Here is a 16,091-nt window from a genome sequence, read left to right as displayed (position 1 = left end):
GTACACATGCCCATCGAACTCACCGTGGAGCAGCGCGATCTGCAGGCCGCCCTCACCGATGCGTGGTCGGAACACGCTCCGGCGCATGATGTCTGGCCGTCGATTCGGGAACTCGGACTGACCGAGATCCCGTTTCCGGAGGATCTGGGCGGGGCCGGGTACGGGGTGAAGGACGCGTCGGTCGTGATGACCGCCCACGGTCGCTGTCTCGTTTCCTCGCCGTACCTCTCGTCGGTGATCATGGCCGGCCTCACCCTGCTCCATGCCGCCGACGACGAGGGGCGACGGGCACACCTGCCGGCCATCGCGTCCGGGGAGCGGCGCGCCGCACTCGTCTGCGGCCCCGCCGTGGTCTCCTCGTCGATCGGTGCGGAGGTCACCGATGAGGGAACGCTCCTCCTGAACGGACGGCAGGACGTCGTCCTCGACGCGGCGTCGGCCGACGTGCTCGTGGTCGTCGCGCACACCGCGTCCGGTGTGGAACTCGCCGTCGTCGACGGCAGCTCTGCCGGTGTCGGCCGCCGCGAGCGTGAAAGCCTGGATCTCACACGAGAGTTCGCGACTGTCGAGTTCACCGGTGTGGAGGCGACCCGGGTGTCGGGCCCGTATCTCGAGGAGCGGCTGCGCCGGGTTCGGTCGCTGCTGATGATCGCCCTGGCTGCCGAGCAGGTGGGTATCGCCCGCCGGTGCCTCGAGATGACGGTGGACTACGCGAAGACGCGTCAGCAGTTCGGTCGCACGATCGGATCCTTCCAGGCGCTCAAACACCGCCTCGTCGACATGCTCGTTGCCACCGAGCTCGCCGAGGCGACGGTCCTCGACGCCGCGGATGTCGACCGCTTCGACGACGCGGATCTCGCCGAGCGGGCCGCGTCGGCTCGGGTGCTGGCCTCGCGGGCCGCCATGTACGCCGCGGAGGAGGCCATTCAGATCCACGGTGGGATCGGGTTCACGTGGGAACACCCGCTGCATCACCACTTCCGGCGGGCCAAGACCGACCAGTTGTTGTTCCAGGACGACGACGTGCACGTCGACACCGTCGCGCGCGCCATGCTCGTACGGGCCCGCGCGGCGTCGGTGTGAGCGCCGGCGGAGTGGTTCCGGATCGGCGCGTTCGCCCCACTCGTCGTCGCTGACCTGCGGAGCGCTCGGCGCGCAGCCGCGACATCCTTGGCTGGTCGAGCGGCCCCGAGCCGCTTGGCGATCGCCCCCCGCTGGTTGAGCCGGCACCCCCTCCGCTGGTTGAGCCGGCAACGAGCCGCTAGGCGAGTCGCCGTGTCGAAACCACCTGGCGACCCGAGGAACTCAGCCGCCGGCGAACCCGAACGGCACCATACCGATACTCGCAGAGATCATTTCGTCTACGACGACGATGCGCCGTGGAGACGCATCCAGAATTGTCGGTGGTCGGGTTTAGATTGTTCTGTAACAGAACACACCCCGGTCACCGGGGTGACGAAACAAGCGTCGGGGGGCGTGGTGAAGGCGTGGACCGATCTACCGAGCGAGTACACCGCCGGGGTCGATCCTGCCCACGCCGCCGAGACCGACATGGTGTTGTTGATGGCCGGCCTCGACGCCACCCGGCGCGGCGAGTCCTACCTCGCCTGGCACCAGTATCAGACGATCGCGGTGATGACCGACCGCCTGATCACCACCAGCGCATCGGGGTTCGTGATGGACGGCCACGCGGACTGCGCCGCCCGCATCGCCCGCCAAGCCGGGGTGTCCCGCCGGCATGCCGAAACCCTCATCGACGAGGCCATCGCACTACGCGACCGGCTCCCCGAGGTTGCCGACACGCTGCGTGACGGGATCCTGTCGCAGTGGCAGATCCGGTTGGTCATCTCCCGCACCGAACTGATCCCCACCGATGACCCGATCACCCCCGCGTTGGATGCCGAGATCGCCGACACGGTGCGCCGCCGCAAAGGTGTGTGGGATCGGGCCCGGCTGCGGGACATGGTCGACCGCCTGGTCTTTCGCCACGACCCGGATGCGGTACGGCAACGCCGCAAAGACGCCATGGATAAGCGTGGGGTGTGGACCCACGAACTGCCCGACGGCACCGCCGAACTCACCGCGGTGATGTCGGCGGAGGATGTGCGGATCTCGGCCAAAGCCGTCGCCATCCTCGCCGACTCCGCCTGTAAGCGGGATGGCCGCACCCAGGGGATACGACGATCCGATGCGATGTTCGCGCTGTTGACCCGCACGTCATTCGACTGCCAGTGCGGCGATGAACAGCCGTGCACTGCCGACATCCCGGACCCGCAGAGCGTGCTCGACGCGGTCCGCGCCGAAGTCGTGATCCATGTGGTCACCGATGCCACCACCCTCGCCGGAGCACCCGGGGTCGGATTCCTCGACGAACACGGCATCATCAGCGATGAGCATGTCCGTGACCTCGCCGCCCGCCCCGACGCCACCCTCACCCCGGTCACCCCCGCCCGCACCCAACCCACCTACGTCGCCGATACCGCCGACGATGCAGCGCAGCGAACCGCCCATCGCCCCGCGCCTGCCGGTGCACCCAATTCGACCGCCCACGGCGGCACTGATGTCGACGCAGCCGAACCCGGTGACGTCCGCGGAACCGGTGGCCTCGCCTCGGGCGTAGCGGTGGTGTATCCGGCGACCCATCCCGGCAACGGGTACCGGCCCACCACCTCGTGTGCTGATTTCGTGCGGGTGCGGGACGGCTATTGCACCGAACCCGGCTGTATCCGTTCGGCATTCGCGTGCGATCTCGACCATGTCACCGAGTACGACCACACCGACCCCGCCCGGGGTGGGGCGACGTCGAGTGAGAACCTCAACGCCAAATGCCGTCCCGGTCACCTGATGAAGACCCACGGGGACTGGGTCGATGTGCAGTACCGCGACGACGACGGTCGCCTGGTCACCGAATACGAAACGCCCGAAGGGGTCACCCTGCCCGGCGACGCCGAGACGCTGGAAGACACCTTCCCGAACCTTCGGCGGATCCGGTTCGAGCAAGCCGCCCAAGCCCCACCCACACCACGGGTCATCGCCTCCGACAACCCGGAGCGCACACACAGCCGACTGGACGCCAAACTGGCCCGCCGGCGACAAGAACGCGCCCGAAACAAGCGAGCCCGCGAAGAACTCGACCGGTTGGACCCACCGCCGTACTGACCCGAGAGCACGGGGGGCCTCCAATCTGATGACGCGAGTTGTCAGACTTGGTAGCCTGTCGCCACGAGATCGCCGTTCGGTCGACCCCATCGGGACGGCGAACGGTGGCCTGAGTGCGAAATACGGTGAACTGAGTTGTGTGACAACCGATTCGGGTGAAACGGACATCGGTCGGCATGGTCGGCATATCCTGCACCTGTGGCACGGCTGGTGACGACGGTGACCAGAGTGCGTCGGGCGCGCAGCCAACCGGAAAAGAGCGACGACGCGGCCCAGCCGCGGAAGGTGGGGTGGACATGGTCTCGGTGACCGGTGCAGTCGGCACGGCGATCGAATCGGCGCAGGACGCGTTCGGCGCGTTCCAGGTGCTGCGGCGGTCGGGTCTGGTCGATCCCACGAAACCCAAGGAGCTGCTGACCACGGTCAAGCGGGCCAAGATCATCGGTCCGTGTGCGGCGGCTGTGGCACACGGTGCCGACGAGTATCCCGAGGCCGGAGCCGTCGCCGACGAGCACGGCGAGCTCACCTTCGGTGAACTCAATGCGCACGCCAACGCACTCGCCAATCACCTGCTCGCGTCCGGCATCAAGCCGGGATCGGTCATCGGCGTCATCGCGCGGGACCATCGGGGTCTGCTGACCACCATGAGCGCCGCGGGCAAGGCCGGGTTTCGTCTGGCCATGATGAACACCGGCTTCGGCAAGACGCAGTTCGCCGAGGTCGCCGAACGCGAGAAGATCGTGGCGATGCTCTACGACGAGGAGTTCACCGATCTCGCCGACGCCCTCCCCGCCGACACCCTGCGCATCGTCACCTGGATCGACGGCAACCGCCCCGTCGGCGTCGGCGTCCAGACCCTCGACGACATCGCAGCCACCGGCGATACGTCGACTCCGCCCGAACCCGCCGCGTGGGGCGGACTCGTCATCCTCACCAGCGGCACGACCGGACTGCCCAAGGGCGCCCAGCGATCCAAGATGTCGCCGTTCGCCAGTGCGCTTCTGCTGGACCGGATCCCGTTGCCGCAGCGCAGCGCCATGGTGATCGTCTCGCCGATCTTCCACTCCACCGGTTTTGCGTTGTGGGGGGTGGGGACTGCGCTGGGCAACAAGACCGTGGTGATGCGTCGGTTCGACGCGGAGAAGACCCTCGCCGCGATCGCCGAGCACAAGGCGGAGGTGCTGGTCGCCGTCCCGACCATGCTGCACCGCATGGTCGCCCTGGGTCCCGACGTCATCGGCAAGTACGACTTGTCGTCGCTGAAAATCGTCGTGCTCGCGGGTTCGGCTCTGTCGCCGACACTTTCGGAAGCCATTCAGGATACGTTCGGGGACGTGCTCTATAACCTCTACGGCTCCACCGAGGTCGCGATCGCCACGGTCGCGCAACCGAAGGAGCTGCGTCTGGCACCGGGGACGGTGGGCCGCGCACCGGTCACCAGCCGACTCGCGCTCTTCGACGACAAGGGCAACCGGATCTCCGGGACCGACGTGCGCGGCAGGCTGTTCGTGCGCAACGGCGCCCCGTTCGAGGGCTACACCGACGGCCGCAACAAGGAGATCATCGACGGTTACATGTCCACCGGCGACATGGCCCGGTTCGACGAGCACGGGCTCCTCCACATCGACGGCCGCGACGACGACATGATCGTCTCCGGAGGCGAGAACGTCTACCCGCTCGAGGTGGAGAATCTGCTCGGTGAGCATCCCGACATCGACGACGTGGCGGTCATCGGCGTCGACGACGACGAGTACGGAAAACGCCTGCGCGCCTTCATCGTCGCCGCCGAACATGCGAACCCCACGCCTGAGGACATCAAGGCGCACGTCAAGAAGCACCTCGCCCGGTACAAGGTGCCCCGCGACGTCGTCTTCGTCGATGACCTGCCCCGCAACCCCACCGGCAAGCTCGTCCGCCGGCACCTCCCGACCGGCCCGCTCTGACCCTTCGAGGCTCGTCGTTTGCGCTCCTCGCACCTCAGAGAGCAGGGGGTTGGCTCGCGTCAGGAAGTGCCCGAGGTCAGCGCGCGTACGACGAGATGCAGTGCGGCAGTGGTGGTCAGCGACCGGACACGATCGCGGCCACCGGGGAACTTGCGCGTGACGGTGACCGTGGGCCGGTCGCGTAGAGCCACACCGAAGCACACGGTGCCGACCGGTTTCGTCTCGGTGCCGCCACCGGGGCCGGCCACTCCGGTGGTCGACACCGCGACATCGGTACCGAACCGTGCGAGCGCACCCTCGGCCATCGCGGCGGCGACCTGCTCGCTGACGGCTCCGTGCGTGGCGATGAGCTCGGCCGGGACGTCGAGCAGATCCGACTTGGCGTCGTTGGAGTACGACACGACGCCACCCATCACATAGGCCGACGAGCCGGGCCGGTCGGTGAGCCGGGCCGCGACGAGTCCGCCGGTGCACGATTCGGCGGTCGCGATCAGCCTCCCGTCCAAGGCGGCGACCAGGAGATCGTCGATCGTGGAACCGTCGGTCGAGAAGATCTGCCGCCCATGATGTTCGACGAGGAGGTCGAGGAGGGAGTCGTAGACCGACGCATCAGCTGCGGCGAATCGGGTGACCATGTCGAGTTCGCCTCGCCGCAGGCACGTGGTGATCTCGAGTTGCCCGAATGCGGGGATCGCGCTCTCCGCCGATCGCAGCGTCTCGGCGAGTTCCGCTTCGAGGAGACCGTAGGCGCGGATGGTCGCCTGACGCAGATCGTCGGCGCGGGACAGGACGTCGGCGACGGCAGCCGTGGCGATCGCGGTCGGCCACATCGCCTGGAGCTCCGAGGGCGGGCCGGGCAGGACGACGATCGTCGGCACGCCGGCAGCCGCGGGGATGACGACACCCGGCGCGGTGCCGGTCGGTGGAACCGGAACCGCCCCGACCGGTACCAGGGCCTGCTTGCGGATACCCGCCCTCGTCGGTCCGGAATCGACGTCGAATCCGATCCCGCGCCAGCGCTGGATGATCGCGGCGATGTGCTCCTCGAGTCCGGGATCGAGGAGTAGTTCGCGGCCGCAGAACTCGGCGACGGTGGCGACGGTGAGGTCGTCGGCCGTGGGGCCGAGCCCGCCGCTGGTGACGATCAGATCCACCTGCTGCTCGGCGAGGAAGCGCAGTTGCGCGGTGAGGTCGGCGGGCCGGTCGCCACAGATCGTGATGTGGGCGACGTCCACCCCGAGTTCGAGAAGTTCCTCGGACAGCCAGGGCCCGTTCTGGTCGGTGATCCGGCCGGTGAGGACTTCGGTTCCGGTGACCACGATACCTGCGCGCACACTCACGCCATCGAGCCTAGTAGGCCACCGACGCAGAACGCGCCCCCGTCAGAGGGCGCGTTCCACGGTTCGGTGCGAACTGCGCGGAGAATGTCAGGCCTTCTCGGCCTTGGCCTTCTCCTGGGCGGACGACCGGGCGGGGTTGGCCTGGTCATCGGCCTTCGGATCGGATTCGTCCTGCTTCTCGGTCACACCGGACTTGATCCGCGCACCGATGTCGGGGTCGACGCGATGCCAGTATTCGAACGCCCGCTGGAGGATCGGTTCGGACACGCCGTTGAGCAGGTGCCCGACGACGTTGTCCACGAAGCGTTCACGCTGCTCGTCGTCGAAGACCTCCCGGACCATCGTCCCCGCTTGACCCCAGTCGTCGTCCTCGGGATGGTCGACGTACGCGCTGCGCAGGATCTCCCCGTTCGCCGCCCACTGCGGTTCGCCCTGGCCGGGATACAGCGCCGACGGGCCGCCCTTGGAATTGGGTGCGTAGACCGGGTCGGGGACGTTGTGGATGCGCATCGCCCCGTCCTTGGAGTACGAATGCACTTCGTTCTTGGGCGCGTTCACCGGGATCTGCTTGTAGTTGCCGCCGATCCGGTGGCGATGGGCGTCGGCATAGGAGAACACGCGCGCGAGCAGCATGCGGTCGGGACTGAAACCGATACCCGGCACGACGTTGTTCGGCTCGAACGCGGCCTGCTCGATCTGCGTGTGGTGATCGACCGGATTGGTGTGCAGGGTCATCTTGCCGACCTCGATGAGCGGGTAGTCGCCGTGCGGCCACACCTTCGTCAGGTCGAACGGGTTGAACCGGTAGCTCACCGCGTCGTCGAAGGGCATCAGCTGCACCTTGAGAGTCCAGCTCGGATGGTTGCCCGCCGCGATGTTCTCGAACAGGTCCCGAGTGTGGAAATCGGTGTCCGCAGAAGCCATCTGGTCGGCCTCGTGCTGGGTGAGGTGCTCGACTCCCTGGTCGGACTTGAAATGGTACTTGACCCAGTGCTTGACACCTTCGGCATTGACCCACAGGTAGGTGTGCGAGCTGTATCCGTTCATGTGGCGCCAGGTCTTGGGAATCCCCCGATCGCCCATCAGCCAGGTCACCTGATGCGCCGACTCCGGCGAGAGCGTCCAGAAGTCCCACTGCATGTCGTGGTCGCGAAGGTTGTTGTCCTGACGGCGTTTCTGCGAACGGATGAAGTGCTGGAACTTCATCGGGTCCTTGACGAAGAAGACCGGCGTGTTGTTGCCGACCATGTCGTAGATGCCTTCGGACGTATAGAACTTCAGTGCGAAACCGCGCGGGTCGCGCCAGGTGTCTGGGCTACCGCGCTCGCCCGCGACCGTCGAGAACCGCGCCACCATCTCGGTTTTCACGCCGGGCTGGAACAGCGCCGCGCACGTGTAAGCCGAAATGTCTTGCGTGGTCTCGAAGGTGCCGAACGCGCCGCTGCCCTTGGCATGTGGCTGGCGTTCAGGGATCCGCTCGCGATTGAACTGGGCCATCTGCTCGATCAGGTAGTGATCGTGCAGGACGATCGGGCCGCCGGCGCCGACCGTCAAGGAGTGTTCGTCACTCCCCGCGGGTGCTCCCGAATCCCGGGTGGTGAACAGAGAATCGTCGGACATATCGCCTCCGAGAGGTCGTCGTATCCGGGCATGAACAACGGGACCCGAGGGCTGCAGGTCCGTTCCGCCGATCCTACGCCGACGGGGTCGGCGGGACGCCGATCCCGAATTCCCGCAACACCGCCTCGGTGTGCTGTCCGAGAGCCGGTACCGGACCCATCGCGAGCTCGACGTCGTCGAAGGTCAGCGGCGGAAGCAGCGCCCGTACCGGGCCGACCTCGGTGTCCACCTCGCGCCAGCGGTCGCGCTCACTCAGCTGCGGATGCGCGACGACGCCTTCGAGGTCGCGGATCTCGGCCGCGGGAATGCCCGCGTCGGCGAGGCGACGGTCGAGCTCGTCGGTGGTGAAGCGTTTGGTCTCGGCGCCGATCGCGGCGTCGACCTCGGCTCGCCGGGCGACCCGCTCGATGTTGGTGCGATAGCGGGGGTCGTCGGCCAGATCCGGGCGCTCGAGGGCCACGCGGGTGAGCGTGTCCCAGCCGCGGTCGTTCTGGACGCCGATGAGGATGTCGCCGTCGGCGGTCGGGTACTTGTCGTAGGGCACGATGGCCGCATGGCCGAGCCCGGCACGGGCGATCTGCCGGCCGCCGTACAGGCGCATGTACATCGGGTGGCCCATCCATTCGACCGTGGCGTCGAACATGGCCACCGAGACGCGCGCGCCGACTCCGGTGGTGGCGCGTCGGAACAGCGCCGACAGTACGGAGGTCAGTGCGTACATACCGGCTGCGATGTCGGAGGTCGGGATACCCGTCTTGGACATCTCGTCGGGCGTCCCGGTCACCGAGATCAGCCCGGCCTCGGCCTGCACCAGCATGTCGTAGGCCTTGCGGTCGCGATACGGTCCGGCGTCGCCGTATCCGGACATGTCGACGACGACGAGCTCGGGATGGTCGGCGCGCAGATCGTCGGCGGCGAGGCCGAGCCGGGCGGCCGCCCCGGGAGCAAGATTCTGGACGAAGACGTCCGCGCCGGCGATCAGGGTTCGGATCGCCTGGCGTCCGTCCTCGCTCTTGAGGTCGAGGGCGACCGACTCCTTGCCGCGGTTGAGCCACACGAAGTGCGAGGCGGCGCCGCCGCGCACCGCCGCGTCGTACTGCCTCGCGAAGTCCCCGTCACCGACCCGTTCCACCTTGATGACCCGGGCGCCGAGATCGGCGAGGTGCCGGGTGGCCAGCGGTGCGGCGACGGCCTGTTCGAGCGCCACCACGGTGATGCCCTCGAGGGGCAGAAGTCCTTCGTCCGGAGTCACCGGCCAAGGATCGCCGACGGTGCCACGCCCGGTCAACGAGACCCCTCGCCGGCCTCGGGATCGTTGGTGGCCTCGGTGAGGCGATGCAGCAGATACGTGAGCGTCCGGATGTCGTCGGGGTCCCATTGGGCCAGCCGTGCACGCCAATCGGTGACCGCCGAGGCGAGCACGGCGTCGACACGTTCGCGACCGTGATCGGTGAGGGTGACCACGCGGGCGCGGGCATCGCGCGGGTCCGGGTGCCGCTCGGCGAGCCCGAGCCGCACGATCGCGTCGATCTGCCGCGTCACCGTCGACTTCTCCATGCCGACGGCGGTGACCAGATCCGACATCGGCATCGAATGGTGCCGGGCCAGCACGGTGATGAGCGGGTAGCACGACGGGTCCAGCCGCGGGTCGATGGCGCGGGCGCGCAACCGGGTGCGCACCCGGCCCCGTCGCCAGAAATCGGTGAGTTCGGCCTCGAGGCCGCTGATCGGATCCGGGCCGGTGGGGTCGTCGGCCGACGCGGTCATCTCCGAACCCATGCCGGTCAGGTTACCCAGCCGGGGTGGGGGAGGCGACGTCGGACGACTCCCGCACGTGGTGCACGATCGACAGGTGACCTCTGCACCGCGCACCAAGCCGAATGCCTGGGAGTACGTGAAGTACGCCTACTGGGCGCGTCTGCCGAAATCGATGCTCGGCTGGGTGACCAACGACCTGGCCGGCCCGGGTGCGTCGGTACGCATGGTGGTCCGCTGGGCGGTGCCGTGCATCATCGTGCTGACCCCGATGCTGTTCGTCCCGGCCGACTGGGGCGTCCGGATCACGATGACCATGCCGATCCTGCTGGCCTACCTCTTCTTCTCGATCGCGTTGAACCGGGTCTACCGCCGTCACCGGCTCGTCCAGCACGGACTCGATCCCGACCTGGTGAACAAGCTCGAACGAGAGAAGAACTCGGACCTCTACGACGAGTACCACCGCAAGTACCGTGGTGAACGACGCCGCCCGTCGAACTAGGCCGAGACGGCGCCGGCGTTCAGTACAGGTAGTCCTCGCCGCTGGCCCGGACCGTCACGTCGGACAGACTGATGCCCCACGGCTGGTCGATGACATGCACGACCGCCCGGGCGAGATCCTCCGGGGTGATCAGCCAGTACTTCACCGAGTCGACGTCGACGAGCTCGTCGGGCAGCGTGCCGTGCATCAGCTCCGTGATGTGCTCGCGGTACGACGCCGCACGTTGCCCGACGATCCCGCGGATCGCGCGGTCGTTGACGATCCAGCTCGCCAGGTTGGTGCCGGCCACGCCGGTCGGTTTGACCGTCGTCACCTTGATCTTGCCCTTGGCCTCGATGCGTAAGGAGTCCGACAGCATCGTCACGGCGGCCTTGGTCGCGCTGTAGACACCCGAGCCCTCGAAGCCGCCGTTGCCGTAGATCGACGCGATGTTGACCACCTGACCCCGGCCCTGCGCGATCATCTGGTCGTACACCGCCGAGATGCCGTTCACGACGCCCTTGATGTTGATGTCGATGGCCCGGTGCCACTTCTCCCAGGCCCGCTCGTGGTCGGCGAAGAACGCCAGCGGCATCACCCCGGCGTTGTTGACGATCACGTCGATCGCACCGAACCGGTCGACGGCCGCCGCCGCGGCGCCCTTCATCTGGTCCATGTCGGTGACGTCGGCGACGTGTGCGACAGCCGACCCGCCGGTGGCGGTGATGCCGTCGGCGACCGCGGTGAGCCCGTCGGCGTCGATGTCCACACCGACGATGTGAGCGCCCTGTGCCGCGCACATCTCCGCGATCACCTTGCCGAAACCGCCTCCGGCGCCGGTGATGATGATGGTCTTGCCCTGCAGATGATCAGACATGCAACTCCCCGCCCGCGACAAATGGTCGCGTCATCCTAGCGTTCCGTTGCCGCCTGCTCGGCGAACTCCCCGTCCTCTCTTCGCTCTTCGGCACTCGGCCACGATCCCGACCAGGTCCACGCGAGCGCGGCGCGCCGCACTCACGCCCGCGCATCGGCCGTACACCGATGGCGGCCCTACCCACGCCCGCGACGATTCAGTCACATGACTGAAGGGCTTGTCAAGGGTTGCGTCGGCGATGTCCCCGATCACCACTGGTCACCGAAGTGGCCCTTGACACACAGGTCGTCCATGACAAATCCTGTGTCGCGACGGCCACGCCCCGGTCCGTCCCACGCGGCGTCCTCGACCCGCGACCACGGTCTCCACCGTCTCTCGAGCTGCCGAATCACCAAGCACCCGGCGCCATCTCGCGCCGAACGACAGGAGAACCATGACCGGGGTATCACCGACGAGACGTACCTTCCTGCGAGCGGCGGCGATGACCGCGGCGGGTTCGGCGGCCGCGGCCGTCACCGGAGCCGGACCGGCGTCGGAGATCCATCGCGACGGGTCCGGCGGACACGCGAAGAGCATCGGGTGGTGATCGTCGGCTCGGGATTCGGCGGTGGCGTCGCGGCGCTCCGGCTCGCTCAGGCCGGCGTGCCGGTCCTGTTGCTCGAGCGGGGCCGGCGGTGGCCGACGGGTCCGAACTCGGAGACCTTCCCGCGTGCGTCGAGTCCGGACAAGCGGATGCTGTGGCACGAGTCGACCCCGAACCTCTTCGGCAAGCCGCTGAGCGTCGAACCCTATGTGGGACTGTTCGAGTCGGTCGCCGGCGTCAACATGACCGCACTCTGTCCGGCCGGCCTCGGCGGTGGTTCCCTCGTCTACCAGGGCATGACACTGCAACCGAGCGAGTCGGTGTTCAACGAGCACTTCCCGAACGCACTCGACTGGCAACTGATGAACCGTGTGCACTACCCGCGGGTCGCGCGGATGCTGAAGGTCGCGGTGGCGCCCGACTCGGTGGTGCGTTCCCCGCAATACCTGGCACCGCGACAGTTCGCGAAACGAGTTCGGGCCGAGGGCCTTCCGCTGCAGAAGATCCCGATGCCGATCGACTGGGGGTATGCCGCGGCCGAGCTGCGTGGCGAGATGAAGCCCGCCTACACCAACGGCGACGGCGCCATCGGCGTGAACAACGGTGGCAAGCACAGTGTCGACGTCACCTATATCCGCGAGGCCGAGGCGACCGGGCGGGTTCAGGTCCGAACCCTGCACACCGTGCGGCAGGTCGCCCGCCGACCCGACGGCCGATGGTCCCTCGAGGTCGAACGCACCGACGAGTCCGGGAAAGTGTTGGAGCACAACGAACTGATCGCAGGGACACTCATCCTGTCGGCGGGCAGCGTGAACACGACCAAGCTGTTGGTGAAGGCGCGCGCGACCGGAACCGTGCCGGGCCTGCCCGACGGGGTGGGGCACGGATGGGGCACCAACGCCGACCGGATCTACACCTGGACCAGCCCCAGTATCGACTTCGGGACGGTACAGGGCGGACCGGTGGTCTTCGGCAGCCCCAACTGGAGCGATCCGAAGAGCGCGTTCACCGTCATCCAGGCATCGCTGCCGCCACTACCCGTGTACGCCGGCACCACGATGATGGTCGGTTTCGGGGTGAGCTCGGGCCGCGGCGTCATCTCCTACGACTCGGCGATCGGAGATTCGGTGATCCGCTGGCCACACGAGGGCGATTCGGAGATCCAGACCAAGCACATCGACCTGACCGTGCGCCGGATCGCCGGACCCGACGCCGTCCTGACGGACACCAATGCGGTGTTCCCCTCGACCTGGCACGCGCTCGGCGGGGCCAACATGGGTGCGGTGTGCGACCTCGAGGGACGCGTCCACGGCCAGCGCGGGCTCTACGTCATCGACGGCGCACTCATGCCGGGCAACACCGCGGCCTGCAATCCGTCGATGACCATCGCGGCGGTCGCCGAGCGCGCTCTCGACCGGATCGTCGCCCGGGATGTCGGCACGGTCATCTGATCACCGGGAGGCGGCCGGCGCGAGCCACATCCCGGTCAGCGCATCGACGACCAGGTCGCGCTCGTGCTCCCATGGGGCTGTTCGAGTCCCGCCGTCCTCGGCGGCCCGTTCGATGTCGGCGAGCGCGTTGACGATCATGTGGCGCGTCAGGTTGTTGCGCACTTCGAGCACGTCGTCGGGAAAGGTCGGCAGGGTGGCGTAGAACCGGTCGAGGATTGTCATGAGGACCTCCGATCGCGCGGTCTCCTCGTAGAGCAGGGCGGTCGCGGACGGATCGCTCGACACCTGGGCGAAGAACCGGGCGAAGTAGCTCGGCGCACCGATCTGTGCGAGGTACTCGACCTCGGGCCCGACGAGGCAGCGGAGCCAGTCGCGGACCCCGGGGTCGGGTCCGACCTCCGACAGGCATTTCTGGCGAAGCCGCTCGATCGGGACGTTGTGCGACGTCAGGGTGGCGCGGAGGAGATCGTCCTTGGAACCGAAGTGATGGCCGACGGCATAGTTGTTGCCCTGACCGGCCGCCTTGCTGATCTGGCGACTGGACACGGCCGCGACCCCGTTCAGGGCGATCAGTTTCTCGGCCGCCTCGATGAGCAGCGCACGGGTGCGGGCAGACTGCTCCGTCTTCCCTTCGCTCATGGATCGATGATGCCCTACCGTCGCCGATCGAGACGCCGGGATGGTGGCCGTGTCCGACTCGCCGAAACACCGCAAAGCGGTCAGTGCCGTACGGAGGTGCGTCGACGCGACACGCGAACCGACCCCGGCTGCGCGGGAAGTCGCAGCGCGAGTGGTCATCCGGGCCTAAGGTGGATCGACGAATGCCCGGATGATCCACCGTCCGACCGACCGCCGGTCGCAGGACCCGACTGTTGGGAGGGACCAGATGGCGACTGCGCCTCCGGCCACGGCGAACCTGCGAGAACTGACGCTCCGAGGTGCCGTCCTCGGTGGCATCATCACGCTGGTCTTCACGGCCGCCAACGTGTACCTCGGACTCAAGGTGGGCCTCACGTTCGCCACCGCGATCCCGGCCGCCGTCATCTCGATGAGCATTCTGCGGTACTTCGCCAACCACTCGGTGGTCGAGAACAACATCGTCCAGACGATCGCGTCCGCCGCCGGCACGCTGTCGGCGATCATCTTCGTCATACCCGGTCTGGTCATCATCGGATGGTGGACGGGCTTCCCGTACTGGATCACGGTGGCGGTGTGCGCGATCGGCGGAATCCTCGGCGTCATGTACTCGATCCCGCTACGACGCGCGCTGGTCACCGGCTCCGACCTGCCCTACCCGGAAGGCGTTGCGGCAGCAGAGGTACTAAAGGTCGGCGATTCCGCGGGCGGTGCCGCGGAGAACAAGGCCGGCCTGCGCACGATCGTCATCGGTTCGCTCGCGTCGGCCGGTTTCGCCCTGCTCACCAAACTCCAGGTCCTCAGCGATTCGATCTCGACGACGATCAGGATCGGCACGGGCGGAACGTTGTTCAGTGCCGGGTTGTCGATGTCGCTGATCGGCATCGGCCATCTCGTCGGGATCACCGTGGGCATCGCCATGCTCGTCGGGGTGGTGATCTCCTACGTCGTACTGCTGCCCATCGAGACCCAGGGGCGCACGGCAGGGGAGGATTTCGGCGACGCCGTCAGCTCGATCTTCGCCAACGACGTGCGACTCATCGGGGCCGGGGCGATCGCCATCGCGGCCGTCTGGACGCTGATCAAGGTCATCGGTCCGATCGTGCGGGGAATCCGGGCGGCCATGGTCTCCTCGCGATCGCGTCGGGAGGGGGTCACGGTCGACATCACCGAGCGGGACATGCCGATCAACATCGTCGGCGGCAGCATCCTCGTGCTGCTCATCCCGATCGGAATCCTGTTGTGGGACTTCGTGCGCGACACGGTTCTGGAGGGCAGTGCCACCGGGATCATCGTGGTCAGCATCGTCTTCGTGTTCGTCATCGGACTGGCGGTCGCGTCGGTGTGCGGGTACATGGCGGGCCTGATCGGGTCGTCGAACAGCCCCATCTCCGGCGTGGGCATCCTGGTGGTTCTCATCGCCGCACTGCTCGTGAAGCTGACCTTCGGGCCGGCGGACGACTCGCAGACCGACGCGCTCATCGCCTACACGCTGTTCACCGCCGCGGTCGTCTTCGGCGTCGCGACCATCTCCAATGACAACCTGCAGGACCTCAAGACCGGTCAGCTCGTCGGGGCGACACCGTGGAAACAGCAGGTGGCGCTGATCATCGGCGTGCTGTTCGGGTCGGCCGTGATCCCGCCGATCCTGCAGCTGATGTACGAGGCCTTCGGGTTCGTCGGCGCGCCGGGTGCCACGGAAGACGCGCTCGCGGCCCCGCAGGCGGGGCTGCTGACGACCCTTGCGCAAGGAGTCCTCGGGGCGGACCTGAACTGGGGACTCGTCGGAATCGGCGCCCTGATCGGCGCGGTGGTGATCGTGATCGACGAACTCCTCGGTCGCGCAGGGCGTTTCCGGCTGCCGCCGCTGGCTGTCGGGATGGGCATGTACCTGCCGATGTCGGTGGTCCTGATCATCCCGATCGGCGCCTTCATCGGTCACTACTACAACCGCTGGGCCGAACGCAGCGGCGGCGCAGTGGAACACAAGAAGAGGATGGGTGTCCTGCTGGCCACCGGCCTGATCGTCGGCGAGGCGCTCTTCGGCGTGGTCTTCGCCGGCATCGTGGCGGCCACGGGCGACGACTCGGCGCTGGCGATCGTCGGCGACGGCTTCGGGACCTGGGCACAGATCCTCGGCGTCATCGTGTTCGCCGCGACCATCGCCCTCCTCTACGACCGTGTCCGCAAGATAGCGACCGCGAGCGGGACGTCGTCGACGACCGCCGGCACTCCGAAGGACTGAG

Annotated in this window: 11 protein-coding genes and 1 pseudogene; 6 read left to right on the top strand and 6 right to left on the bottom strand. The window is 67.6% G+C overall.

Annotation, left to right across the window (positions count from 1 at the left end; genetic code table 11):
* Positions 1-6 precede the first annotated feature (6 nt).
* The 3 genes from LEL84_RS13305 to LEL84_RS13295 all read left to right on the top strand — a co-directional run bounded on the left by LEL84_RS13305 (position 7) and on the right by LEL84_RS13295 (position 5,102).
* The gene (locus tag LEL84_RS13305; RefSeq protein WP_226511861.1) at positions 7-1,083 is read left to right on the top strand and encodes an acyl-CoA dehydrogenase family protein; all 1,077 of its coding nucleotides are present in this window, start codon (positions 7-9) and stop codon (positions 1,081-1,083) included.
* A 369-nt stretch (positions 1,084-1,452) separates the two neighbouring features.
* Complete coding sequence (locus LEL84_RS13300; protein WP_226511860.1) at positions 1,453-3,159, top strand: HNH endonuclease signature motif containing protein; 1,707 nt, start codon at positions 1,453-1,455, stop codon at positions 3,157-3,159.
* 296 nt (positions 3,160-3,455) lie between these two features.
* On the top strand, positions 3,456-5,102 hold the full coding sequence (locus LEL84_RS13295; RefSeq protein ID WP_226511859.1) for an acyl-CoA synthetase: 1,647 nt from the start codon (positions 3,456-3,458) through the stop codon (positions 5,100-5,102).
* 59 nt (positions 5,103-5,161) lie between these two features.
* Here LEL84_RS13295 and LEL84_RS13290 read toward each other — a convergent pair whose 3' ends face one another.
* The 4 genes from LEL84_RS13290 to LEL84_RS13275 all read right to left on the bottom strand — a co-directional run bounded on the left by LEL84_RS13290 (position 5,162) and on the right by LEL84_RS13275 (position 9,841).
* On the bottom strand, positions 5,162-6,442 hold the full coding sequence (locus tag LEL84_RS13290) for a competence/damage-inducible protein A (RefSeq protein WP_226511858.1): 1,281 nt from the start codon (positions 6,440-6,442) through the stop codon (positions 5,162-5,164).
* 87 nt (positions 6,443-6,529) lie between these two features.
* Complete coding sequence (locus LEL84_RS13285) at positions 6,530-8,062, bottom strand: catalase (RefSeq protein ID WP_226511857.1); 1,533 nt, start codon at positions 8,060-8,062, stop codon at positions 6,530-6,532.
* A 73-nt stretch (positions 8,063-8,135) separates the two neighbouring features.
* Positions 8,136-9,314, bottom strand: a complete 1,179-nt coding sequence (locus LEL84_RS13280; protein ID WP_065629514.1) for a CaiB/BaiF CoA transferase family protein — start codon at positions 9,312-9,314, stop codon at positions 8,136-8,138.
* 32 nt (positions 9,315-9,346) lie between these two features.
* Positions 9,347-9,841, bottom strand: coding sequence for a MarR family winged helix-turn-helix transcriptional regulator (locus LEL84_RS13275; protein WP_065629451.1), 495 nt, complete (start codon positions 9,839-9,841; stop codon positions 9,347-9,349).
* A 55-nt stretch (positions 9,842-9,896) separates the two neighbouring features.
* Between LEL84_RS13275 and LEL84_RS13270 the strand changes: the two genes are divergently transcribed.
* Positions 9,897-10,319 carry a DUF5313 domain-containing protein gene (locus LEL84_RS13270; protein WP_058252867.1) on the top strand — a complete coding sequence of 141 codons (423 nt, stop codon included), beginning with the start codon at positions 9,897-9,899 and terminating at the stop codon, positions 10,317-10,319.
* Between the two features lie 19 nt (positions 10,320-10,338).
* Here the strand turns inward: LEL84_RS13270 and LEL84_RS13265 are convergent, their stop codons facing one another.
* Entirely contained in the window at positions 10,339-11,175 is an 837-nt protein-coding gene (locus LEL84_RS13265; protein ID WP_226511856.1) for an SDR family oxidoreductase, read from the bottom strand.
* A gap of 433 nt (positions 11,176-11,608) precedes the next feature.
* On the opposite strand from LEL84_RS13265, the pseudogene LEL84_RS13260 reads away from it, so the two are divergent.
* A pseudogene (locus tag LEL84_RS13260) lies at positions 11,609-13,209 on the top strand (GMC oxidoreductase).
* Here the strand turns inward: LEL84_RS13260 and LEL84_RS13255 are convergent.
* Positions 13,210-13,848 carry a TetR/AcrR family transcriptional regulator gene (locus tag LEL84_RS13255; protein ID WP_058252797.1) on the bottom strand — a complete coding sequence of 213 codons (639 nt, stop codon included), beginning with the start codon at positions 13,846-13,848 and terminating at the stop codon, positions 13,210-13,212. It lies immediately after the preceding pseudogene.
* A 247-nt stretch (positions 13,849-14,095) separates the two neighbouring features.
* Here LEL84_RS13255 and LEL84_RS13250 point away from each other — a divergent pair, with 247 nt between their 5' ends.
* Positions 14,096-16,090 (top strand): OPT family oligopeptide transporter, encoded by a 1,995-nt coding sequence (locus tag LEL84_RS13250; RefSeq protein ID WP_065629512.1) that lies wholly within the window; start codon positions 14,096-14,098, stop codon positions 16,088-16,090.
* Position 16,091: the final 1 nt, after the last annotated feature.

This window comes from Gordonia sp. WA4-43, from assembly GCF_020520305.1.
GTDB classification, from domain to species: domain Bacteria; phylum Actinomycetota; class Actinomycetes; order Mycobacteriales; family Mycobacteriaceae; genus Gordonia; species Gordonia hongkongensis.
Note: the sequence above shows the minus strand (reverse complement) of the source record. Positions and strands in the feature narration are given on the sequence as shown.

Excerpts from the sequence above, each read along its gene's own strand:
- LEL84_RS13255 (WP_058252797.1), bottom strand. The coding sequence starts at position 13,848 with ATGAGCGAAGGGAAGACGGAGCAGTCTGCCCGCACCCGTGCGCTGCTC.
- LEL84_RS13295 (WP_226511859.1), top strand. The coding sequence starts at position 3,456 with ATGGTCTCGGTGACCGGTGCAGTCGGCACGGCGATCGAATCGGCGCAG.
- LEL84_RS13275 (WP_065629451.1), bottom strand. The coding sequence starts at position 9,841 with ATGGGTTCGGAGATGACCGCGTCGGCCGACGACCCCACCGGCCCGGAT.
- LEL84_RS13265 (WP_226511856.1), bottom strand. The coding sequence starts at position 11,175 with ATGTCTGATCATCTGCAGGGCAAGACCATCATCATCACCGGCGCCGGA.
- LEL84_RS13305 (WP_226511861.1), top strand. The coding sequence starts at position 7 with ATGCCCATCGAACTCACCGTGGAGCAGCGCGATCTGCAGGCCGCCCTC.
- LEL84_RS13285 (WP_226511857.1), bottom strand. The coding sequence starts at position 8,062 with ATGTCCGACGATTCTCTGTTCACCACCCGGGATTCGGGAGCACCCGCG.
- LEL84_RS13250 (WP_065629512.1), top strand. The coding sequence starts at position 14,096 with ATGGCGACTGCGCCTCCGGCCACGGCGAACCTGCGAGAACTGACGCTC.